Origin of the sequence: Sphingobium sp. IP1 (assembly GCF_002708645.1) — a bacterium.
Taxonomy (GTDB): domain Bacteria; phylum Pseudomonadota; class Alphaproteobacteria; order Sphingomonadales; family Sphingomonadaceae; genus Sphingobium; species Sphingobium yanoikuyae.
This window is the reverse complement of record NZ_NOIW01000017.1, coordinates 17,442-40,090: the sequence shown is the minus strand read 5'-3', so window position 1 is coordinate 40,090 and position 22,649 is coordinate 17,442. Positions and strand designations below refer to the sequence as shown.

The following is a 22,649-nucleotide window of genomic DNA, read 5'->3' as shown; positions in this document are numbered from 1 at the left end:
CGCCAACCTGACGAACCGGCACTGGCATTCAGCGCTCAAGCGCTATATGATAAAATCATATCAAATGGAGGCAGGCATGGCTGCGAAGGCAATCTCGGTAACGCTTGGCGAAATGGCGTCGCACGCTGAACGCCATCTAGCGTCCGGTCGCTATGCCTCCATGAGTGAGGTGATGCGCGCCGGACTGCGCGCGCTGGATCGCGAAGAGGCCGTGCTAGATGAACTCGTTCGCGTCCGCGTGGCAGAGGCACTGGCCGATCCTCGTCCGGCCATGCCGCTCGACAAGGCATTTGCAAAGGTCCGGGCCTCGATCGCCAAGACATGACCTATGACGTGCAGTTGTCCGCCCTGGCGATCGAAGACTTGATCACACTCCACCGATGGGTCAGCGCGGAAGCCGATATTCCCACGGCAGATGGCTATCTGGCCAGAATTGAAGAGCGCATCGCGGCGCTCGCCGACTTCCCTCATCGCGGATCGCCCCGTGATGACCTGATCGCAGGCCTGCGCACGCTGACTTTCGGGCGCCGCCTGCTGATCGCCTACAGCGTGGACAGGCAATCCGTCACCGTTCAGCGTGTCATCAACGCCCTACGCGACCTTGGGCCTGCGCTCCGCGATTCCTGATGCTCAGGAGCGGTCCACCTTAGCAGGTTGCGGAAAAAGGAGCTTGCCCTGAAGAGGCATTGGTGATTCCAGGATTGCGACGAGCGATGTTGAAGGGATCGGGATGCGCGGCGATGACGACCACTGCGACGCCTTTTTCCGCAACCTGTTAGTGCCAGCAGTCGCAGCCAACTTGAAAGGCATCCCGATGTCTGCTCGCGCGCGAGTGCCGCTGCTGTAGAGATAAGTGGCCGATGAAGAGTTCGCTATACTCGTGCATGGTTCGACCCCGCCCAAGCATGGAGATAGGCACGCTCAGACCCGGCTGCTACTCAATGGAAGGGGAGGCGGCTTGAAGGAGCCCGAATTTTCACCTAGATTGCAATCTGCCGATTTTTGATCGGCATTTTGTGAGGTACTTATGTCAGTGGAAAGGATCCAGGAGCTGCTTGGCGGAGAGGCTCTGACCGGCCCGCTCCACAATGAGCGGGATGTTGTTCGGCTCATTCGTCGAGGCGTCCCGACCGAGGCGGTCGATCATTTCCTCCTTACCTCGGGGCTCAACTTCAATGCGCTCGAGCCCAAGGTGCTCAGCCTTAGGACTTTCAAGCGCCGAAAGAAGAATGAGCAATTGCTTGAACAGGACGAATCGGATCGTCTACTGCGGGTGGTGAGCATTGTCGCAGCTGCTGAGGAGACCTTCGGCACTGCCGGCAAGGCGCAGGAATGGCTCAATCGTCAGAACCGCGCGCTTGAGGGGGAGACCCCCCTTGCCATGGCTGACACTGATCGTGGCGCGCGCGCCGTTGAGGCGCTTCTTGGTCGGATTGGGCACGGTATCGCTGCGTGATCCTCTATCGTTTATGCAAGGCCGCCCATGTTGCTCTCGATGGCGAGGGCGCACGTCTTTGGGGCGGGCGCTGGAATTCCGCCGGAAGGCCAATGGTCTATGCTGCGGCGACGCCCAGTCTTGCCGTTCTGGAGGTGCTCGTTCACCTCGATCTGCCAGCCGAATTGCTTCCCGATGATCTGCGCCTTCTGACGATCGAAGTTCCCGACAGCGCCTCAATTCAAAGACTCGATCCAAGCCCGACCGATGATGACGCCTGTTTGGAAGCTGGCAACGCGTTCCTGAGGAGGGGCGGTCATCTCATCATGCAGGTTCGGAGCGTCGTCGTCCCTCAGGAGTGGAATATTCTTATCAATGTACTCCATCCCCAGATGGCCGCAGTAGCCATCGTAAGGAACGAACCGTTCCAGATTGATCCGCGACTTTTGGCATAGCGTCGCCCTCGCCCCCATGCTGGCTTTGCTGGCCGAAGGCTGCTTTTAGCGGGCTACCCCTTCTACAGCGACGTGTGAACAAAGTCCGGTTCAAATTTGGCTGATTTTGCGCGTGTCGGGCATGCGCAGATAGACGATCAGCGACACCGCGATCATGGCGGTGACGTACCAGTAGAAGCCGCCTTCCATCCCGGCATGCTTCATCCAGAGCGCGGCATATTCGGCGGTGCCGCCGAACAGGGTGTTGGCCAGCGCATAGGGAAGCGCGACGCCCAGCGCCCGGATATGGGCCGGGAACAGTTCCGCCTTCACGATCGCGTTGATCGAGGTGTAGCCGGTGACGATCACCAGGCCGCCCAGCACCAGCAGGAACGCGCCGAAGGAGGAGGTGACGCGTTCCAACGCCGTGAAGATCGCGGTGGTGAACAGGACGCCGCTGACGCCGAAGCCGATCAGCAGGGGCTTGCGGCCGATGCGATCGGACAGCCAGCCGGCCATGGGCTGCAACAGCATGTAGATGAACAGCGCCGACGCCATGATCGCGGTCGCGGTCTGGCGGCCGAAGCCGGCGCTGTTGACCAAGAATTTCTGCATATAGGTGCTGTAGGCATAGAAGGCGAGCGTGCCGCCGGCGGTGAGCGCCATGACGAGCAGCACTTCGCGCGGATGACGGCGGATGAGGTTGAGGCCGCTTGAGCGGGGCTGTTCCCTGACCGCCGCGCTTTCCACGAAGGCTTCGGTTTCCTTGAGGCCGCGGCGCAGGCGATAGACGCCGACTGCCATCACCCCGCCGATCACGAACGGCACCCGCCAGCCCCAGCCTTCCAGCTGATGTTCGGTGAGGAATAGCTGGAGCAGCAGCAGGACACAGAGCGCCAGCAACTGGCCTGCGATCAGCGTCACATATTGGAAGCTGGAGAAAAAGCCGCGCTGGTCGCTCTGCGCCATTTCCGACAGATAGGTGGCGCTGGCGCCATATTCGCCGCCGATCGACAGCCCCTGCATCAGGCGCGCGAGCAGCAGCAGGACCGGCGCGGCGACGCCGATGCTGGCATAGCCGGGGATGGCGGCGATCATCAGCGATCCGCCGGCCATCATCATGACGGACAGGGTGAGGCCCGCCTTGCGCCCCCTGCGGTCGGCATAGATGCCCATCGCCCAGGCGCCGATCGGCCGCATCAGGAAGCCGACGGCGAAGATCGCCGCCGCATTCAGCAGCTGGGCGGTGCTGTCGTCCGAGGGGAAGAAGACCGGCGCGAAATAGAGGGTGAAGGCGGAATAGACATACCAGTCATACCATTCGATCAGATTACCGATCGATCCGCCAAGGATGGATTTCAGGCGATCCTGGCGGGAAAGACTGGCTGGGGAGAGAGACGCAACATGTTCCATCCCCGTTGATACGGACGGCCCGGTGCGTTCTGCTAACTCCCTTCGGCGGAGACCAAAATTATCGAATTGTCGCTGCCCGGAACGGCGCGGATGCCGAAGCCGCTTTCGAGCGCGTCGACGAAATCCTGCGAGCGGTCGAGGCGGAAGGCACCGCCGACCCGCAGGCTGGCGATCGCCGGATCACCGATCACCAGCGGAGTGGGGCGATAGCGGTTGAACTCCTCGACCGCCTGGGCGAGCGTGTCGCCCTCAAACTCGACCATACCCGCCTGCCAGGCGGTGCGCTGCCGGATCTTGGCCGGTTCCAAATGGGTAACGGCGATGCTGCCGCTGCGCACGGCGGCGCTGCGGCCGCTTTCGATCCGGCGGACGGCGGAGTCGCCGTTGCGGACCGCCACGATCCCCTCGATCACGGTCAGTTCGGTGACGTCGGCGCGCAGGCGGACGTTGAACATCGTGCCCACGGCGCGCACCAGCGTCCCGTCGGCATTGACGATGAAGGGCCGCTTCTTGTCATGCGCGACATCGAACTGCGCCTCGCCCTTCAGCAGGGTGATCTGCCTGATGTCGTCGCGCAGCGCGACCTCGACCGAGCTGTTGGTGTTGAGATGGATGCGGGAGCCGTCGGCAAGTTGCACTGTGCGGGTCTCGCCCAGGGCCGTGCGATAATGATCGACCGTGCCGAGCAGGCGCAGCGCGACGGTGGAGGCGACGCCGACCGCGGCAGCTGCGGTCGCCAGGCCGATGAGCAGGCCACGCCGGCCGACCAGGCGCGGCCGGATTTCGGCAACCGGTTCTTCCGGGGCGGGATCGTCGGGCAGCGCGATTGCGGACGTTACCGGTTCGTCCTGCTGGCTGGCGGGCAGTTCATTGAGCCGCTCGGTCAGCTCCCAGCCGGCCTCCGCCTTGGCAAAGGCGAAACCATGGGCAGGGTCCAGCGCCACCCAGGCATAGGCGTCATTCCAGTCTTCGGGGGCGTCGCTCGCCCGCGCCTTAAGATACAGACGAGCCGCTTCGGCCTCGATCGCCTGCATGTCTTCCGCGCTTCTGTAGCGACCAACCAAATCCAGAACCCTCAAACTGTCCGATGGCTTGCATTATCTTCACAGCCGCGCGCGTCAAATGCTTGTCCACAGTAAAGACGGACAGCTCCATCTCCTCTGCTATCTCCTTGACCGATTTCTCATGGACACGGCGCAGGATGAAGGCCCGTCGGCATTGCGCCGGCAGCGTGTCGAGAATGGCCTGGAGATGGCGCAGCTCGTCGCGCGCATGCAGCGCTTCCTCGGTCGAATTGTCGGTCTGGAGCACGTCGAATTCGGCGACCAGTTCGAGCGACACGATCTTCTCGCGCCGGGCCTCGTCGATCAGCAGGTTGCGCGCGATCTGGAACAGGAAGGCCTTGCCGCTCTGTGCGCGGTGAATGTCGCCGTTCGCATAGGCGCGGGTCATGCATTCGGCGACGATGTCATCCACATCCTGGCGATGGGAAACCACCCGGCGCAGGCGGGAGCGCAAGGCGCCCTCATGAGGCAGAATGGCCTGCTTGAACCAGTCCAGCCTTGCCCTGATCGAGTCCACGTCCACAGCCACGCTCGTCCCCCTGTGCTTATCATTCTCCTCTCCGGCGCGCCCGATGCGGCGCTGCGTCGAGGCAGTGCCAGACCGATAGCGAAGGCCCCCTCGTCACAAAAATGAGATATTTTTAAGCGTCGTTAGCAGAAACGCGATCGGCCTCCGTATCCACCACCGACGGGCAAATAATTTCGCAGCCCAATCATTTCACGGGGGATATGATGTCGCGTAATTTTCGGAATGTTTCTCTGTGCGTGGTCGCAACAGTCGTTGCCCTCAGCACCCAGACGGTGGTAGCAGCCGAACCGGCGAAGTTCAAGATTCCGGCCCAGTCGATGCAGACGGCCCTGACGCTCTTCGCCAAGCAATCGGGCATCCAGCTTCTCTTCCCCTATGATCAGGTTGCCGGCCTGCATGCCCAGTCGGTCAACGGCAAGATGGCGCCCGATGTCGCGCTGCAACGGCTGATCGCCGGATCGGGGCTGAAGATCACGCTGTCGAACAACAATGTCATCGCCCTGTCACTGAACGCCCAGGCACACAAGGGCCGCGCCGTCGAAGTCGCGAGCCTGGGCGTCACCGCTCTTCCCTTCGCGATGCAGGCTAGCGCCGCACCCGTTGCCGCCGCCGGCTTGCCGCAAGCGGCCGAAGAGGATCAGGCCGCGCAGATCGTCGTGACCGGGTCGCGCGGCCAGGCCCGCACAGTTGCTGACAGCCCGACGCCGATCGACGTGATCGGCGGCGACGAGATGAATCGCACGGGCAAGGCGGGCGTGCTGGCCGCGCTCAACACGCTGGTGCCATCCTTCAACCTGCCGACCCGAGCGGGCGGCGGTACGTCCACAGTCATCGCCACGGGCGGTCTACGCGGCCTTAACCCCGACCAGGCGCTGATCCTGGTGAACGGCAAGCGTCGGCACAAGACGTCGCTGATCAACTCCGTGTCGTCCTTTTACAAGGGCTCCGTGCCGGCGGACATGGACATGATCCCCAATGCGGCGATCGACCATATCGAAGTGCTGCGCGACGGTGCAGCCGCCCAATATGGGTCGGACGCGATCGCCGGCGTCATCAACATCATCCTGAAGGATGATGCAAAAGGCGGATCAGCCTCTTTTTCGGCCGGCCAGAATTTCGATCGCAGTGACGGTGAGCTGTATCGCGCAGACGTCAACTATGGCGCGAAGCTGGGGCAGGAGGGTTATATCAACCTGTCCGCCAGCGCAAAGAAGCAACTGGCGTCGAACCGCGCCGAGCCGATCTCGTCCAGCATCCGTCTCTATCCGCTGGTCAATGGCCAGCCGGACCCGCGCGAAGCGACGATCAGCCGCTTGGTCACCTACAATTACGGTGCCATGCCGCAGGTCAGCCTGAACCTGGGCTATAGCGCAGGCTATAATTTCGGCGAATTAGAGCTCTATTCGTTCGGCACGTACAGCGAGCGCGAATCCGACCTTAATTACACCTATCGCACACCGTCCAACGCGAACTCGCTGCCGGAAATCTATCCCAATGGCTTCCGTCCGCGCGTGGTCATCAGCGAGGCCGATTTCGAGTTCGCGCTGGGCGTGAAGGGGACGATCGGGGGCTGGGACGCCGACCTCAGTTCCACTTTCGGCAAGAACCGCTCGCGACAAAATGCCGACAACACGCTGAATGCATCGATCGGGCCGACGAGCCAGACCGAATTCTATGTCGGCACGCTGATGTCCAAGGAGTGGGTCAACTCGCTAGATCTGACCCGCGGCTATGATGTCGGCGGCGGCAACCTGCAGCTGTCGGGGGGGCTGCAGCATCGCTATGAAAGCTATGCGGTACTGGAAGGCGAGGAGGCCAGTTATCTGGCAGGCACCTATACCTCCAGCCTGGGCGTTCCCACGCCCGGCGCATCCGGAGCGGCGGGCTTCACGCCCGAAGACGCCGGCAGTATCAGCCGCAACAACCTGGCCGCCTATCTCGACGTCGCCTACGATCCTAACAAGGACGTGACGATCGGCGCGGCGGTTCGCTATGAACATTATGACGATGCTAGCGGCGATACGCTGATCGGCAAGGTCAGCGGTCGCTATGCGGTGACCGATTGGCTGTCCTTCCGTGGCGCGGCGAGCACCGGCTTCCGCGCACCGGCGCTGGCGCAGCAGATCTACGCGGCCACCACCGGCCAGTTCCGCAACGTCAACGGCGAATCCGTGCTGTTGCAGATCAAGACGCTGCCCGTCGAGTCGGCAGCGGCGATCGCGCTGGGCGCTGAACCACTGACGCCGGAGAAATCGGTCAATTTCTCGGCCGGCTTTGCGCTCAAGCCCATGTCGGGCCTGAACATCACGGTCGATGCCTATCAGATCAAGGTGAAGGACCGTATCACTCTGACCTCTACTCTGCCGGACTCGATAGTGTCGCCGATCCTGATCGCCAGCGGCATTCCCGGCTTCATGAGCGCACAATATTATACCAACGCCATCGACACCCGCACGCGGGGCATCGACGTGGTCGCGACCTATCGTCACGGCATTATCGATGGCCTGAGCATGAACTGGAATCTGGGCTATAACTACAACAAGACCATCCTGACCAAGGTGAAGGACAATCCGGTCGAACTGGCGGCGTTGCAGAGCGAGTTGTTCGACCGTGCGTCGCGGGCGAACATGACGACCAACCTGCCGCTGACCAAGCTGTTCCTGGGCAATGTGACGACCTGGAACGACTTTTCGCTCAGTACCCGCCTCGTGCGCTATGGCGCCTTCAAGAGCCAGGGCAACACGGTGTCGCAGGATGCGGAGTTCGGCGCCAAATACATCACCGACATGGAACTGACCTGGAACGCGAGCGAGCGCTTTAACGTCAGTGTCGGCGCGAACAACCTGTTTAACGTCTACCCGCTGCGTGACGAGGCCAACACATCGGCCGCGAACGGCTCGGGCTTCTACGCGACCGGCGGTGGCTTCGGCTTTACCGGCGGTTTCTACTACGGCCGCGTGTCGGTCAATTTCTAATATCGGGGAGAATTGATCGATGCGTTCGGTAGCAGCGGGACTGACGCTGGCCCTTGCGACCCTGGCCGTGGGCACTTCGGTGTCCATGGGCAGCGGGGCGGAGGCCCAGTCTGCGAGCAAGACCAGCTTTGGCGGCGGCGAGATATTGTGGGACAGCTTCGGCGTCCCCCATGTCTATGGCAAGACCGAGGCGGCGGCCTTCTATGGCTTTGGTTATGCCCAGGCGCATAATCACGGGAACATCCTGCTGCGCATGTACGGGGAATCCCGCGCGAAGGCGGCGGAATATTGGGGCGAGGAATTCGCCAAGCAGGATGAGTGGCTGATCGGCAACGACGTGCCCGCGCGGGGGCTGGCCTGGTACAAGCAGCAGACGCCGCAGATGCGCGCCGATCTCGACGCCTTTGCGGCCGGGGTCAACGCCTATGCCAAGGCGAATATGGACAAGCTGGACCCCGAGGTGCGCCAGGTTCTGCCGCTGACCGGCGTGGACATCATGACCCACGCCCACAAGCTGATGAACTTCCAGTATATCGCGTCGGACCGTCGGGTGCTGGTGAACCCCGATACCAACGAAGCGGGCGGATCGAACGCCTGGGCGGTCGCGCCTTCGCGCACGACCAGCGGCAATGCGATGCTGCTGGCCAACCCGCATCTGCCCTGGGAACCAGGCCCGCTGACCTATATGGAGGCGCATATCAACGCGCCGGGCATGGCCATTTACGGGGCGACCCAGGTTGGCCTGCCGGTGATGCGTTTCGGCTTCAACAATGATCTGGGTTTCACCAATACGGTGAACACGATGCTGGGCTATACCAGCTATGCGCTGACGCTGGCCGACGGCGGCTATATGTTCGACGGCAAGAAGACGGCGTTCAGGACCGCGCAGAAGAGCTACAAGGTCCGCCAAGCGGACGGTTCGCTCAAGACCGTGGCCTTCACCCAGCGCTATGCGGTGCAGGGGCCGGTATTCGACCTGCCCGGCGGCAAGGTGACGGTCGCGGTCAAGGTGGCCGGGCTCGATCGTCCCGGCGTGCTCCAGCAATATCTGGACATGGGCAAGGCGCATGACTGGGCGGGTTTTGAAAAGGCGCTGCGCCAGATGCAGGTGCCGATGTTCAACATCGTCTATGCCGACCGGGGTGGCCATATCCTGTATCTGGACAATGGCATCCTGCCCAAACATGCCGAGGGCGACGTCAAGATGTGGTCCAAGCCGGTCGCGGGCGACACGTCGAAGACGCTGTGGACCGACGTGCACAGCTATGACGAGATGCCCAAGGTGAAGGACCCGGTGTCCGGCTTCGTGCAGAACGCCAATGATCCGCCATGGCTGTCGACCTGGCCGCGGGTGCTCGATCCCAAGGCGTTCCCGGCCTATGTCGCCAATGTCGGCCCCGTCAGCCAGCGCGCGCAGATGTCGGTCAAGCTGCTGAGCGAAGGGCCCAAGTTCAGTTTCGAGGAGTTCGTCGCCAAGAAGCACGAGATGCGGTCGCTGATGGCCGACCGAATGATCCCGGAACTGGTCCAGGCGGCGCAGGGCAATAGCGACCCCGATATCCGCACCGCCATCGACCTGCTGAAGGCTTGGGATCATCGCGATACCGCTGATGCGCGGGGCGCCTTGCTGTTCGAAACCTGGGCATCGATCTTTTCGCCCAACAATTTCACCGACCAGAAGAATTATGCGGTGAAGTGGACGATCGACGACCCGCTGCAGACGCCCCGTGGCCTGAAGGACCCGGCGGCTGCGGTCGCGATGCTCAAGCAGGCGGTCGCCAAGACCAAGCAGCTCTATGGCGCGGTCGACCGGCCCTATGGCGAGGTATCCCGTTTCCGCGTCGGCGACACAAGCGTTCCGGGCAATGGCGGCTTTGGCAATACCGGCATCTTCCGCACCATCACCTGGGAGCCGATGAAGAATGGCGAGCGCAAGCCGCGCGCGGGCGAAACCTGGGTTGCGATGATCGAGTTTGGCACGCCGCTCAAGGCCATGGGGCTGATGAGCTATGGCAGTTCCAGCCAGCCGGGCTCCAGGCATATGGGCGATCAGTTGCCCTATCTGTCGCAAGGCAAGCTGCGCACCCTGTGGATCGACCGCAAGGATGTGGAAGCCCATGTCGAAGACCGGACGGCCTACTGATGCGCAAGGCAGTCCTGACCATCGGTTCATTCCTGCTGGCGAGCGTGAGCCTTCCCGCGCTCGCCACCCCGGATGCGCGCCAGGCGCATGAGGGGATGATCGTGCTCGACACCCATTTCGACACGCCAGCCAATCTGGGGCGGCCGGAATGGAACATCATGGACCGCCATGTCGAGGCTAGGGACGGCGATCAGGTGGACTTTCCCCGCATGGTCGATGGCGGCGTGGATGGCGGCTTCTTCGCCATCTTCACCGCGTCCGGCCCGCGCACGCCCGATGGCGATCGCGCCGCGCGCGACTTCGCCATCCGGCGCGGCGTGCAGATCCGCGAGATGATCGCCAAACATGCCGACAGCTTCGCGCTCGCCATCACCGCCGACGATGCCGAAGCCGCAGTGAAACAGGGCAAGCGCTTCGTGTTCCTGAGCATGGAGAATGGCTATCCGTTCGAGCGCGACATCAGCTTGATGTCTGCCTTCCGCAGCCTGGGCGTCACGATGATGAGCCCGGTCCACACCAAGAATAACGATCTGGCCGACAGTTCGACCGACAAGCCGGAATGGAATGGCCTGTCCCCCGCTGGCAAGGCCTATGTGGCGGAGGCCAATCGCCTGGGAATACTGATCGACCTGTCGCATGCATCCGATGCAGTGGTGCGCCAGACGGTCGCCCTGTCGAAGGCGCCGATCATCCTCTCGCACTCGGGCATGCGCGGCGTGTTCGACCATCCGCGCAACATTCCCGACGCCGAAGCCAAGCTGATTGCGCAGAAGGGCGGGGTCATCCAGATCAACGCCTTCAACGCCTATATGATCGCAACGCCCAAGATTCCCGAGCGCGAGGCAGCGCTCAAGGACCTGATGGCCGGCTTCATGTCGCGCACCAACATGAGCGCAGCAGAACGACGTACCCTGATCGCGAAGCGCAAGGAAATCGACGCGAAGTGGCCGGTGCCCCAGGCGAGCTTCGATGATCTGATGAAGCATATCCTCCATGCCATCAAGCTGGTCGGAATCGACCATATCGGCATCAGCGGCGACTTTGACGGCGGTGGCGGGATCGAGGGATTCCGTGACATCACCGACTTCCCGAAGGTCACCGCCGCGCTGCTCAAGGCGGGCTACAAGGCTGAGGATATTGCCGGCCTGTGGGGCGGCAACGCCCTGCGCGTGTTGCGCGCGGCACAGGCAGGCGCGGAGCCCGGCACTGTCCCCGCCATCCCCTTCACCAACTGACTTGCACCCGACGATAAAGAGGAACTGCCGTGAATAGCTCCAGCACGATGCGCGCGAAACTGGCCCTGCTGCTCCTGTCCGGGGCGGCGATCGCGGGCGCCCCGGCGATTGCGCAGGCCCCGACGGCCGGCCAGCGGTTCGAAGCGGTCCAGCGTGACCTGTTCGCCGAGGCGGGCTCCCTGTCCAATGCCTGGGCCGATTTCGACAAGGATGGCGATCTCGACTTTGCCGTCACGATGAAGAGTGGCGCGATCCACCTGTATCGCAATGACAATGGCACGTTCGTGCGGGTGGGGGAGGCGATGGGCCTGCCGGTATCGGGCGGCGAATTCCGCGCGATCAGCTGGGCCGATTATGATGGCGACGGCTGGCTGGACCTGTTTGCCGGCTCCTCGCTGCCGGCCAAGCCAAGTGCGCTGTTCCGCAATGTCGAGGGCAAAAGGTTCGAGAATGTCGCGGACAAGCTTGGCCTGACCATGGTCGATCCGGGCCGTGCGTCGCGCCAGAATAACTGGATCGACGTCGACAATGACGGCGATCTCGACCTCTATGCCACCGACCGGATCGGCAAGAACCGCCTGTATCGCAACGATGGCGGCGCCTTCAGCCAGATCATGGCCGATACCGACCCGACCGTGTTCAAATCGACCGTGGGGGCCTGCTGGCTGGATTATGACCAGGACGGCAAGCTGGACCTGTTCCTGGCCAACCAGTCGGGCCAGACCGATGCCCTCTATCATAATGAAGGCGACCGCTTCGTCGATGTCGCAACGAAGCTGGGCATGGATATGCCGGGTCGTGCGAAGGAAGAGGGCGGCGTGGGCTGCGCCGTGGGCGATTTCGACAATGACGGGCTGCTCGATATCTTCGTGCCCAATTATGGCAAGAATGTCCTGTGGAAGAATGACGGGAAGGGCGGCTTCACCAATGTCGCGGCGCAGATGGGCCTCGATGTCGAGAACCATGCCGTCGGCGCTTCCTGGGGCGACTATGACAATGACGGCTTCCTCGACCTCTACATCACCTCCTATCATGGCAAGACGCCCAATCAGGTGCCGGCCGTGTCGCTGTTCCATAATGAAGGCGGCAAGCGCTTCGTCAATGTCATCGATCGCTATCCGATCCTGAACGATGGCGACCATGGCGTCGAATGGGTGGATTATGACGGCGATGGCGCGATCGACCTGAGCGTGACCCATGGTTACAGCGCGGTGGGCGGCCACTTCCTGTTCCGCAACATCATGCCGGCCGCGGAGGCGGCACGCGCCATCAACATCATGCCGCTGGACGCGAAGGGCCGGCCGGCCAAACCCGGCACCGAAGTGCGCCTTTATGACGGCAAGAAGCGCATCCTGGCGACCCGCATGGTGTCGACCGGCGGCGGCTATGGCGCGCAGAGCGTGACGCCGCTGCATTTCGGCCTCGCGTCCATGGACAAGGTCTCGGTCGCCGTCACCTGGCTGACCGCGCAAGGGCGCAAGGTGCAGTGGATCAACAATGTCCGGCCTGCCGATTATCGGGGGCGTGTGCTGGACGTTCGCCAGAAGCCCTGAGCTCAAAGTCAATTGGCGGGAAGAGAATTCGGTCAAAATTCCGCAAGACTCACCCATCTCACCGTTGCTGGCGAATTTCTACATGCGCCGGTTCGTGCTGGGATGGGACGCGCCCCACGTGGGTCTCTAATCGCCACTGCCAGCAGTTGAACTCTTTGCGGGGCGTCCGCGCGTGCTGGGCGCGAGGGTCCTGGCGGCATCCAACTCGCGTATCAGACCATGATCAACCCTCGTTTCGACGTTCTACCTGCTACTTTGTCTATCTACAGGCCCGCCCAAATGATGGTGCCGCTGAGCGCCGGGAAGCAGTTTGCACTCGGTTTGTCGATCTTGGCAGCTTTTGGGAGATGCCGAGTCCATTTTCTTCGGCGAGCCAGGCCGTCCCTTGCTCGATCCGCAACTCATGTTCCGGATGCTGCTCCTCGGCTATCTACCGACGAACTGCGCATGGCGTAAACATCTGCAGCCTTACAGAAGCAAAGGTGCTGATCGAAGTCTTACACCGTCCGCCCGATGGGCAGCCTGGGTTGCCGGCCACAGCCCCAGGCGAGGGCAACACTGCCATATCCAGCCTCCGGTTCCGATAGCTCCAACTTTTTCGCGATGTGGTGGCGATGGCGCCCAATGCTCTACAGCCAGCTGTTCAATCGGTGTGGACAGGTCAGGATTGTTTGCGCGCAACAGCCGCTGTGACTGCTAAATTCGCGCTCGCGCTAGCAACCGTTCGCGTCATGTCGAGCAGTCGGTCAAACGGCAGGACGAAGCCGACCACAAGCGCCGTCTGTTCCGGCGAAACGCCTACAGCCGACAGCACAGCGGCCAGCATGAACAGAGATGCAGACGGGATCGGCGCGGTTCCGAACGCGGCCAATGCGCCGGTTAGTAGCATAATCCCCAGCATTGCCGGATCTGGGTGTACGCCCAGCGCCTGCAGAGCAAAGATGCTGAGCAGACCGACATACATGGCGGTGCCGTCCTTGCCGATGCTGGCGCCAATGGGCAACACGGTCGACGCGGTGGCGCAATCCAGGTGCAATTCTGCCTGTGCTACTCGCAGCGCGACAGGCAATGTCGCTGCCGAAGAGGCGGTCGAGAAGGCAACCAGCAAAGGATCCACGGCTGCTTGGAAGAAGCGACGGATCGACAGGCGGGCGACCAGCCGTATGAGTGGCAGGTGGATGAAAATGATCTGCGCAATCACGCCCAGCAGCACGCACAGCGCCAGCCAACCGATATTGGTGAAGACCGCGACGCCATTGTCCGCCACGGCCTTGGCAATCAGCGCAAGGACGCCGAAGGGCGTGATTTCCATGACGACACGGACAAGGTGAAACAGCACGCGGCTGGACGATTGCAACATATTGGCCATGGGACGCCCTTCGTCCCCGGCCAGAATGACGCCGAAGCCGAACAGCATGGCGAAGAAGATGATTGCGAGCATGTCGCCTTCGGCGAGCGACTGGACGATGTTGACAGGTACGATGCCGATCAGCTGATCATGCAGCGATTTCGCTTCCCCCAGTGCATGGGGCACCGCCTTGCCCAGTGCTGTGCCGATGCCGGGCTCGATCAACAATCCCAGCACCATGCCGATGGAGACGGCGCAGGCGGTGGTGAAGGCGAAAAGGAGGACCGTACGCCCCCCTACCGATCCCAGCCGGCGCGGATCAGCGAGAGCCGTGACGCCTGATGCGATCGACACGAAGACAATCGGGACAACCAGCATGCGGATCAGCCGGACGAAGAGTTCGCCGACAGCGCCTATCCAGGGAATAGCGGCTGGCCAGAAAAGCCCCGTCAGCACGCCGACGAGCAACCCGCCCAATACCCGCAACCAGAGGGGAATGGTAAACCAGCGGTGGATCATGGCTGACATGCTACAGTTACAGCCCGCCCCAGAAGCCCGGTCGCGCGGGCAACAGATGCCCGCGATCTCCTGTCACGCCATCGTTCCGGTCGGCCGAAAGCCAGAGCGGTCCGTCCAGATCGACAAAGGCGCTGTCTGCCGCAATGGCCCAGGCCGGCGCAATGGAGAGGGATGAGCAGATCATGCAGCCTGTCATGACGCCAAGGCCACGGGTGCGCGCCGCGTGCGCGAGATCGAGCGCGGCGGTCAGGCCGCCGGCCTTGTCGAGCTTGATGTTCACAACGCCATAGCCGTCGGGCAGGCTGTCGAGATCGGCAGCAACATGAATGGATTCGTCGGCGGCGATCAGGATGGTGGAGGTAAAGCCGTTGAGATCGCCATCTTCATCTGCGGGTAGCGGCTGTTCCAGAAGGTCGATACGCAGGTCGATCATCAGCGACTGAAGGTCGCTGACCTCCGCCATCGTCCAGCTTTCATTGGGGTCGACGATCATGCGAGGCGTGGGCGCAGCGGCGCGGACGGCGCGGAGCTGGGCGGCGGGATCTGTCCGGTCGACCTTGACCTTGATCAGTGGCACGTCGGCAAGCGCGGCGGCAGCCAGGCTCATGGCTTCAGGCGTATCGAGGCCCACGGTCATCGCCGTGGCGATGGGCTGGAGCGGCCGGGCAAGGCCTATCGCCGTGGCGAGGTCGCTACCCGCCAGTCGTAATTCCAGATCCCAAAGGGCGCAATCGACCGCGTTGCGCGCCGCGCCGGCAGGCAGCAGGTCGATTAGGGCGCGGCGATCTATGCCGCTTTCCAAGGCTTCCCGGATCGCCTCGATCTCGGCGATGCTGCTCTCCACGCTTTCGCCATAGCGGGGATAGGGGACGCATTCGCCCCGGCCGGTGACGCCGCCTTCCGCAATGGTGACGGTAACGACGTCAGCGGCGGTCTTGACCCCGCGCGAGATGCGGAAAGGGGTGGCGAGGGGGAAGCTTTCTCCCAAAGCCGTCAGCGTGCGAGCCATGGGGTTCATGCAGTCTTGGTTGCAGGGGCGCTCGTCGCAGCGTCCGTGTCCAGCAGCCGGTCGAGGATCGACTCCACGCCCATGCGATAGGGATCAGAACAGGGCAAGCCGAACTCGTCGCCGATACGGGCGCAGAGCGCCAGCGCGTCAGCCTCCACCATGGCGGAGGTGTTGAGCGCGATGCCAACGACGCGGACATTGGGGTTGGTGAGACGCGCGGTGCGCAGATTGGCCTCCAGACAGTCGGATAGGCCCGGCGGCGTGTAATGGGGCAGGCCGCGCATGCTTTGGCGCATCGGATCATGGCACAGCACCAGTGCGTCGGGTTGAGCACCATGCAGCAGGCCTGTCGACACGCCGGCGAAAGAGGGGTGGAAGAGTGAACCCTGGCCCTCGATCAGATCCCAGCCGCCGTCATGGCGATCGGGCGAAATCTGCTCGATTGCACCGGAAATGAAGTCGGCCACTACGGCGTCCAGCGGAACGCCATCGCCCGCGATCAGGATGCCGGTCTGGCCGGTGGCGCGGAAATCGGCGGGCACGCCGCGCGCGGAGAGGGCGCGGGCGAGGCAGAGCGTGGTGTACATTTTGCCAACCGAACAGTCGGTGCCTACGGTCAGCAGGCGATTGCCAGCGCGCTTCTTGCCATTGCCAACCGGAATGTCGGGGCGGGGATCACGCACGTCATGCAAGGCGCGGCCGAGCCGTGTGGCGGCTTCAACCAGTTGCGGTTCGTCCTTCAGGCGTTGATGCAGGCCCGATGCGATGTCGAGGCCGGCCTCCATCGCGGCGAGCGCGTCACGCACCAGATCCTCGCCCAGTTTGCCGCCGGCATTGGCGATGCCCAGCACCAGCGTCCGCGCGCCTGCGGCATAAGCGGTGGTGAAATCCATGCGCGGCAAGCCCAGCGTCAGGCGGCAATCATCATGGCGGAATTCGCCCACGCAGATATCGGGCCGGAACACCGCCAGCCCGCGCGAAGTCTTGATGCCGATCTCGTCATTGCTGTGGCCGAGATAGAGAAGATAGGGCGTGGCGATCATGGATGTGTCGAACCTATGCTGATGGGAGGAAGAGCTTTATCTTCACCTTCCCACAGACCCCAATATCAATGGCCATGAAGGTCATAGCCTGAGGCTATAGGCTATCGATTACAGTCGAGAGCAGATCCAAAAATTCCGATGCTGTTTTCGATGGCGGCCGATTCTGTAGATAAACAGCATTTATGTCGAAGGTTATGGCTGGTTGGAGTGGCCGGCTCGAAAGACCCGGCGCAGCAGCGGCATGTGCCGTAAAATTGTCCACGATGGCCATGCCGACGCCTGCGCGTACCAAGGCGGCCGCGATATAGTAAGTGCGTGCCGACACCACCTCTTCAAGTTCAACATCCAGACGGCTCAGCTCGTTGGACAGCATCACACCAATTGGGCCGCTCTTTATTGGGGTGATAAATTTTCTGTTCCGCAGCTCTTCCAAATGTAACCGCGCTGGAGCTGCCGGCAGGTCATCCTCGCGATACAGTATCACCAACTCGCCTTCACCGATTACCTGATGAGCCACAGGAGCAGATATCGGAACTTCGAAACTTATGGCAATATCGGTTTCCCGCTCATACAGTTTGCGCACTATCTCGTCATGATGGAGGGTTTGCAGATCGAACATGATGTCTTCGTGACTTCGCAGGAAGCGCGAGACCGCCTCGGGTATTGCGCCCAACCCAAGAGAAGGAAGAGCGGAAAACCGTAGCATGGCGCCGCGGCCGTTGCGCATATTTTGCGCAGCTTGCTTCAGTGAACGCACTCGGTCTTGAATGTCGGACACTTCCGCGAACAGGGTGCGGGCATCCTGCGTGGGTATCAAGCCATTATTCGTTCGTTCGAACAATGGCAAACCAATCAATCTTTCAGTATGCCGAAGTACCTTGGTGACGGCAGGCTGCGAAACATTGAGTGCGCGCGCCGCGGCGCTGACCGTGCCGTGCAAATAAACGGCGTGGAAAATTTCAATCTGGCGCAGGTTCACAGGCGTGGTCCTTTCGGCTGCGGCCCGGTTCGTCTGGATCAACGACTTGTGGGTGCATAACCGCTATGACATTGGGTTATAGGTGGTGCAACAGGCCGGACTGGACGGCCATGACTTAACGGGGCCATGTTGCTGATAAGGCTCACCTTCCAAGGACTTCCTGCCCATGCCGTCTTTCACCACCGTGCCTCGCTTCCGGACCCTTTTGCTGGCGGGTGGCCTGGCTGCAATTGCCGCTATCGGCCATGCGGCATCCGGCGATCAGGCGGACATAGTGATCCGCGGCGGTACCATCTTTGATGGGGGTACAGGCGAACCCTTCGTGGGCGATGTGGCGATCAGGGGCGATCGGATCATCTATGTCGGTCGCGCGGCGCGGATGAAGGCGGGCCAGGTCATCAATGCAAAGGGCTTGATCGTCGCCCCGGGTTTCATCGACGCTCATACCCATGCCGACAGTTTCATCCGCTCGCCGGACGCCGCGACGCGGGTCAATGCGGCCTGGCTGGATCAGGGGGTCAGCACGGTGATGATCGGTGTTGACGGGTTCGGCACGCCCGATGTGGGGGCGGATGCGGCGAAGCTGGAGGCGTCCGGTATCGGAACGAACATCGTGCCCTTCATAGGCTTTGGCCGGGTGCGGCAGCAGGTGCTGGGCGATGATGCCCGCGCGCCCGATGCGCAGGAACTGGGGCGGATGAAGGCGCTGGTCGCCAAGGGAATGTGCGAAGGCGCGACCGGATTTTCGGCCGGGCTTTTCTATCCGCCGCAAAGTTTTGCCAAGACAGGCGAAGTGGTTGCGGTCGCACGGGAGGCGGCAATCCGCGGTGGCCTTTACGACACGCATCAGCGCGACGAATCCAGCTACAATATCGGTCTGCTGGGGTCGGTGAAGGAAGCTATATCGATCGGCCAGCAGGCCGGCATGCCCGTGCATTTTGCGCATTTGAAAGCGCTGGGCGTCGATGTGCAGGGGCAGGCGCCGGCAGTGATCGCCGAGATCGAGGCGGCGCGCAAGGCAGGGCAGGACGTCACGGCGGATCAATATCCCTGGCTGGCGTCGGGATCGAGTCTGGACGCTTCGCTGCTGCCCGGCTGGGCCGTGGATGGCGGGGGTGAGGCGCTGGTCAAGCGACTGGACGATCCGGTGACGCTGGCGAAGATCCGGGATGAGATGCAGAATAATATGCGCCGGCGTGGTGGGGCGAGGGCGCTGCTGCTGATCGCGCAGGGCTTCCCCTGGACGGGCAAGACACTGGAACAGGTGGCGAGCGAATGGCAGGTCGATCCGCGTGACGCGGCGCTACGTATCATCCGCCAGAGCATTGAGGCGATCGATCCGGCCAGGAAGGGCAAGGGCACGGGCGTTGCTTCGTTCAACATGGCACAGGGCGATGTCGACCTGATCATGCAGCAGCCCTGGATCGTGACATCGTCGGACGGATCGGACGGTCATCCCCGCATGTTCGCGACCTTCCCGGAAAAATATGTGAATTATGTGCGCAAGCGGCCGGTCATCAGCCTGCAAAGCTTCGTGCGGCAATCGACCGGGGCCACTGCCGATATCTACAAGATCGATCATCGCGGCTATTTGAAAGCCGGCTATTATGCCGATGTGGTGGTGATCGACCCGGCAAAATATGCGCCGCGTGCCGATTATGTGCACCCGCGCGAACTCAGCGTCGGGGTAGCCAAGCTGTTCGTCAACGGGACGCTAGCGGTCAGTGACAGCCAGACCACCGGCGCAAGGGCCGGGCGGGCGCTGTTGCGGGCCAAGCCGGCAGCGGGCTGCTCCTGACGGTCGCAAGACCGGCGTTAATGATTATCGGCTTACCTGCGCAGGTCGGCATTTCGTGCCGATAAGAGGTCGTGCCTGTCAGATCCCATCCGTCTTTTATCCATGGCAATATGGCGCGCGCGGTGATCCAGGGACGGGCGCAAGAAAAAGGGTGGCGGATCGTTGATCCGTCACCCCGTTCCTCATGACGATGTCGATTATCAGATTCTATTTGTTTTCCGCATTTTCCAGGGCGCAGATGATGCCATTTCAGTTGGTCTTGAACCGCACGCCGACGCGGAAGGCGCGGCCCAGCAAGTCGCTGTAGGTCGAATTGGCCGAAAGGCCGGTTTCCGGCAGCAGGATCGGATCCTTGTCGAACAGGTTGGTTATGTTGAAGAACAACTGGCCATCATATCCGCCGACCTTGATCTTCGTGGTCAGGTTGAGGTCGGTATAGAAAGTGCCGTCGACATGGTTGTTGTTGATCGTCGGATTGGCTGCCGTGCTGGTCGGGCAATCCGTGGTGCAGACGATATAGGTGTTGTTGTAGGTACCCGAACTCACGCCACGGCCCACCGCCGTGATCGAATAGGTCGGCGTGTCGAACGTGGCCGACATGCGGAAAATCCATTTCGGGGTGCTCGACTGGCCGCTATTCTGCCCCACCGTGTCGACAGGTACCGAAATGCCATTGTCGACCAGATTTTCCAGATAGTTGGTCGCTGTACCGTTCAGGGTCAGGCTGCTTGAACTCCCATTGTTGAACAGGCGGTCCATCGGCAGATTATAGTTTACGGCATAGTCGATCCCGCGCACCTTGACCTGGGCGAAGTTGAACGGGCTGGCCGTCACATAATAGTCGCGTTCGCCCAGCGGATCGGCGACGATCGCGGCGCAGAAACTCTCAATGCCTTCATTGCAGCGCTGGGCGATGTCGTCCGCATAGAATTGTGCGATCGCATCCTTCACCTTGGTGCGGAACCAGTCGACCGAGATCGACAGACCCGGCGCGAAGCGCGGCTGCAACACGCCACCTAGTGTCAGCGTATCGGCCTTTTCGGGCTTGAGCGCCAGATTGCCGGTGGTCAGTTCGCGGAAGGTGGCGCCGGCATATTTGCCATAGGCCGATGCGTTGGTACCAAATGTGTTGGTGCGCGACGTGCCCGACTGGAACAGTTCGTTGAGGTTGGGCGCGCGGATGTCGCGCGAACGTGTGCCGCGCAGCAGGATGTCGGGAATCGGCTGCCAGGTCAGGCCTGCCTTCCAGGTGGTGACGGTACCCGAGGTCGAATAGTCGGTCAGACGTGCCGCGCCGTTGAATTCCGCGCCCAGGCCCAGCGGGATGACGGTTTCCACATAGGCTTCCTTGACATTGTAGCTGCCGAAAGTGGGGCGGAAATTGCCGACAGACCAGCCGCTCTGATATTCGGTGGGGACGTAGCCTGACACCTCTTCCTTGCGATATTCGCCGCCGATCGCGACGCTGACATCGCCAGCCCAGGTGGCGAAGGGCGTGGTCGAAAGGTTGATGCCCGCGACCGTCTGCTTGAAGGTCTGGTCGCGATAGGGATCGCCCAACACATAGTCGATCGCCGCCTGGGTGGCGACGCCGGTGCCCAGGCGGTTGAGCGGCACGCAGCCATTGGTCGGACTGGTCAGCGAGGAACGGCAGACGATGGTGCCGGCCGCCACGCCTATGGCGTTGCCCGCTGGCGCGAATACTGCATCGGTCGCCAGCGCCATGCGCGACGTGTTCATGATGTCACGCAGCAGCTCATGCGTGTCGGTGCGGCCATATTGGCCATAGGCGTCCCACACGGCCTTGTTGCCGAACATCTGGAATTCGCCGCCCGCACCGATGGTGTAGCGCTGCACTTCGCGCGTGCTGTTATTCTTGCGATAGGGCAGGTCGGAGGCCGAAGTGCCGAGTGTGACGGAAGTCACGCCGGCAAGTGCCGCACTGCCCAGGGCATTGATCAAATAGGCGTTGTCGCCGGTGAGCGTCATCGTCGCGGCCTGCGGCCCAGCGTTGAACAGCGTCCTGTTCCAGTTGTAGGACGCCTCGCCATAGACTTCCAGCCAGTCGGTCAGCTGATAGCTCAGGCGGCCAAATACGCCGCGCCGGTCGTCCTGCGCGTCGAGCCCGATATTGCGCGACGTGTCGTTCACCTCCCAGTCGCCGCCAACAGTCTGCGAGCTGTCGCTGAGAGATCCGAACTGATATTGCCTGGCCGCACCGCCCTGGCCGAAATAGACGCCGCGCAGACTGGTCGTGCCGCCGACCTGCGAACGGATGATGCCGCCCGGCGTGGTGTTCCAGGTGCCTGCGCCGCTCACGACCAGGCTTGCCGGGCCGCCGGCTGCAATGGCGGCGGCGGTGTTGGCGACAGTGCGATAGCCCAACTGGTTCCAGTCGCGATCAACCTGGAAAATGCCGTCCTTGTGGGCATATTCGCCCGACACCAGGATATGGCCGCGCCCATCGGCGAAACTTTTGCCTATGGCGGCGTTGAAGCTGTAGTTGAAACCGTCGCCCTTGTCGGTGATGCCGGTATCGGCATTGACCTTGAAGCCTTCATATTTCTTGTCGAGCACATAGTTGACCACGCCCGCGACAGCATCCGAACCATAGGCAGCCGATGCACCGCCGGTCACAATTTCCACGCTCTTCACCAGTGCCTGCGGGAACGTGTTGATGTCGACCAAACCAGTGATGGTTGATCCCACCGAACGGCGGCCGTCGAGCAGCACCAGCGTACGGACTTCGCCCAGGTTGCGCAGGTTCATCGTATTGATGCCTGCCAGGCCCGAACTAATGGCGAGGCGCGAGTTGGACGGACGGGTGCTACCGGCAAGCGCGGGCATCTGGTTGATCAAGTCCGCGATATTGTTGGTCGGTGACTGGTTCTGGATCGCCTCCTGCGTCATCACGGTCAGGGGGGTGGGCGATTTGAAGCCGTCGCGCACAACCCGGGTGCCGGTGACAACGATCTGGTTGGATGCCAGCGCTTCCGTGCCGTCCTGGGGCGTGGCTGCCTCCTGGGCGAGTGCGGGGGCTGCATGGACCAGTGCTAGCGCGGTCATGGCCAGACCAAGGCTATGGCTAGAGCCGAAGGACCGACGAATTCGCCTGAAATCACGCATAGATATAAACCCCCTATTTTACGGGACGGGGCTGCGCGCATTCATG

General features: G+C 62.1%; 17 protein-coding genes. 9 read left to right on the top strand and 8 right to left on the bottom strand.

The features are described from left to right. Window positions 1-76: 76 nt before the first annotated feature. The 4 genes from CG471_RS08230 (at window position 77) to CG471_RS08215 (ending at window position 1,890) form a co-directional block, all read left to right on the top strand. A complete protein-coding gene (locus CG471_RS08230; RefSeq protein ID WP_257211466.1) occupies window positions 77-325 on the top strand; it encodes a type II toxin-antitoxin system ParD family antitoxin in 249 nt (82 codons plus the stop codon). Then, a complete protein-coding gene (locus CG471_RS08225) occupies window positions 322-627 on the top strand; it encodes a type II toxin-antitoxin system RelE/ParE family toxin (protein WP_099231524.1) in 306 nt (101 codons plus the stop codon). Before CG471_RS08230 ends, CG471_RS08225 begins: the two co-directional genes overlap by 4 nt. A gap of 400 nt (window positions 628-1,027) precedes the next feature. After that, on the top strand, window positions 1,028-1,456 hold the full coding sequence (locus CG471_RS08220) for an antitoxin Xre/MbcA/ParS toxin-binding domain-containing protein (protein WP_069337036.1): 429 nt from the start codon (window positions 1,028-1,030) through the stop codon (window positions 1,454-1,456). Then, window positions 1,453-1,890, top strand: coding sequence for an RES family NAD+ phosphorylase (locus tag CG471_RS08215; RefSeq protein ID WP_099231523.1), 438 nt, complete (start codon window positions 1,453-1,455; stop codon window positions 1,888-1,890). Before CG471_RS08220 ends, CG471_RS08215 begins: the two co-directional genes overlap by 4 nt. Window positions 1,891-1,980: 90 nt before the next feature. On the opposite strand, the gene CG471_RS08210 is transcribed toward CG471_RS08215, so the two are convergent. From CG471_RS08210 to CG471_RS08200, 3 genes are read right to left on the bottom strand one after another with little or no spacing between them, the layout of a single operon-like run. Further along, on the bottom strand, window positions 1,981-3,282 hold the full coding sequence (locus tag CG471_RS08210; RefSeq protein ID WP_099231522.1) for an MFS transporter: 1,302 nt from the start codon (window positions 3,280-3,282) through the stop codon (window positions 1,981-1,983). 32 nt (window positions 3,283-3,314) lie between these two features. Next, window positions 3,315-4,316 carry a FecR family protein gene (locus CG471_RS08205; RefSeq protein WP_099231521.1) on the bottom strand — a complete coding sequence of 334 codons (1,002 nt, stop codon included), beginning with the start codon at window positions 4,314-4,316 and terminating at the stop codon, window positions 3,315-3,317. Beyond that, the gene (locus CG471_RS08200) at window positions 4,276-4,863 is read right to left on the bottom strand and encodes an RNA polymerase sigma factor (RefSeq protein ID WP_099231555.1); all 588 of its coding nucleotides are present in this window, start codon (window positions 4,861-4,863) and stop codon (window positions 4,276-4,278) included. The genes CG471_RS08205 and CG471_RS08200 overlap by 41 nt, the downstream gene beginning before the upstream one ends. Window positions 4,864-5,111: 248 nt before the next feature. Between CG471_RS08200 and CG471_RS08195 the strand changes: the two genes are divergently transcribed. From CG471_RS08195 to CG471_RS08180, 4 genes are read left to right on the top strand one after another with little or no spacing between them, the layout of a single operon-like run. Further along, window positions 5,112-7,850, top strand: a complete 2,739-nt coding sequence (locus CG471_RS08195) for a TonB-dependent receptor (protein ID WP_257211465.1) — start codon at window positions 5,112-5,114, stop codon at window positions 7,848-7,850. Between the two features lie 19 nt (window positions 7,851-7,869). Next, window positions 7,870-9,993, top strand: coding sequence for a penicillin acylase family protein (locus CG471_RS08190; RefSeq protein WP_099231520.1), 2,124 nt, complete (start codon window positions 7,870-7,872; stop codon window positions 9,991-9,993). Next, a complete protein-coding gene (locus CG471_RS08185) occupies window positions 9,993-11,228 on the top strand; it encodes a dipeptidase (protein WP_099231519.1) in 1,236 nt (411 codons plus the stop codon). Before CG471_RS08190 ends, CG471_RS08185 begins: the two co-directional genes overlap by 1 nt. Before the next feature lie 29 nt (window positions 11,229-11,257). After that, window positions 11,258-12,781: a CRTAC1 family protein gene (locus CG471_RS08180; protein ID WP_099231518.1), complete on the top strand. Its 1,524-nt coding sequence runs from the start codon at window positions 11,258-11,260 to the stop codon at window positions 12,779-12,781. Window positions 12,782-13,442: 661 nt separating this feature from the next. Here CG471_RS08180 and CG471_RS08175 read toward each other — a convergent pair. The 4 genes from CG471_RS08175 to CG471_RS08160 form a co-directional block, all read right to left on the bottom strand. Then, entirely contained in the window at window positions 13,443-14,648 is a 1,206-nt protein-coding gene (locus tag CG471_RS08175; protein WP_069337040.1) for a dicarboxylate/amino acid:cation symporter, read from the bottom strand. Between the two features lie 16 nt (window positions 14,649-14,664). Next, window positions 14,665-15,657: an N-acetyl-D-Glu racemase DgcA gene (gene dgcA / locus CG471_RS08170; protein WP_099231517.1), complete on the bottom strand. Its 993-nt coding sequence runs from the start codon at window positions 15,655-15,657 to the stop codon at window positions 14,665-14,667. Window positions 15,658-15,662: 5 nt separating this feature from the next. Next, window positions 15,663-16,700 carry an N-acetyltransferase DgcN gene (gene dgcN, locus CG471_RS08165; RefSeq protein ID WP_099231516.1) on the bottom strand — a complete coding sequence of 346 codons (1,038 nt, stop codon included), beginning with the start codon at window positions 16,698-16,700 and terminating at the stop codon, window positions 15,663-15,665. A 94-nt stretch (window positions 16,701-16,794) separates the two neighbouring features. Then, window positions 16,795-17,679: a LysR family transcriptional regulator gene (locus CG471_RS08160; protein ID WP_099231515.1), complete on the bottom strand. Its 885-nt coding sequence runs from the start codon at window positions 17,677-17,679 to the stop codon at window positions 16,795-16,797. Between the two features lie 166 nt (window positions 17,680-17,845). Between CG471_RS08160 and CG471_RS08155 the strand changes: the two genes are divergently transcribed. Beyond that, a complete protein-coding gene (locus tag CG471_RS08155; RefSeq protein WP_180275646.1) occupies window positions 17,846-19,477 on the top strand; it encodes an amidohydrolase family protein in 1,632 nt (543 codons plus the stop codon). A 249-nt stretch (window positions 19,478-19,726) separates the two neighbouring features. On the opposite strand, the gene CG471_RS08150 is transcribed toward CG471_RS08155, so the two are convergent. After that, window positions 19,727-22,543 carry a TonB-dependent siderophore receptor gene (locus CG471_RS08150; RefSeq protein ID WP_257211464.1) on the bottom strand — a complete coding sequence of 939 codons (2,817 nt, stop codon included), beginning with the start codon at window positions 22,541-22,543 and terminating at the stop codon, window positions 19,727-19,729. Between the last annotated feature and the right edge of the window lie 106 nt (window positions 22,544-22,649).

Coding starts and splice junctions, on each gene's coding strand:
- CG471_RS08155 (WP_180275646.1), top strand. CDS start 17,846: ATGCCGTCTTTCACCACCGTGCCTCGCTTCCGGACCCTTTTGCTGGCG.
- CG471_RS08175 (WP_069337040.1), bottom strand. CDS start 14,648: ATGATCCACCGCTGGTTTACCATTCCCCTCTGGTTGCGGGTATTGGGC.
- CG471_RS08210 (WP_099231522.1), bottom strand. CDS start 3,282: ATGGAACATGTTGCGTCTCTCTCCCCAGCCAGTCTTTCCCGCCAGGAT.
- CG471_RS08220 (WP_069337036.1), top strand. CDS start 1,028: ATGTCAGTGGAAAGGATCCAGGAGCTGCTTGGCGGAGAGGCTCTGACC.
- CG471_RS08230 (WP_257211466.1), top strand. CDS start 77: ATGGCTGCGAAGGCAATCTCGGTAACGCTTGGCGAAATGGCGTCGCAC.
- CG471_RS08225 (WP_099231524.1), top strand. CDS start 322: ATGACCTATGACGTGCAGTTGTCCGCCCTGGCGATCGAAGACTTGATC.
- CG471_RS08190 (WP_099231520.1), top strand. CDS start 7,870: ATGCGTTCGGTAGCAGCGGGACTGACGCTGGCCCTTGCGACCCTGGCC.
- dgcA (WP_099231517.1), bottom strand. CDS start 15,657: ATGGCTCGCACGCTGACGGCTTTGGGAGAAAGCTTCCCCCTCGCCACC.
- CG471_RS08150 (WP_257211464.1), bottom strand. CDS start 22,543: ATGACCGCGCTAGCACTGGTCCATGCAGCCCCCGCACTCGCCCAGGAG.
- CG471_RS08185 (WP_099231519.1), top strand. CDS start 9,993: ATGCGCAAGGCAGTCCTGACCATCGGTTCATTCCTGCTGGCGAGCGTG.
- CG471_RS08205 (WP_099231521.1), bottom strand. CDS start 4,316: ATGCAGGCGATCGAGGCCGAAGCGGCTCGTCTGTATCTTAAGGCGCGG.
- dgcN (WP_099231516.1), bottom strand. CDS start 16,700: ATGATCGCCACGCCCTATCTTCTCTATCTCGGCCACAGCAATGACGAG.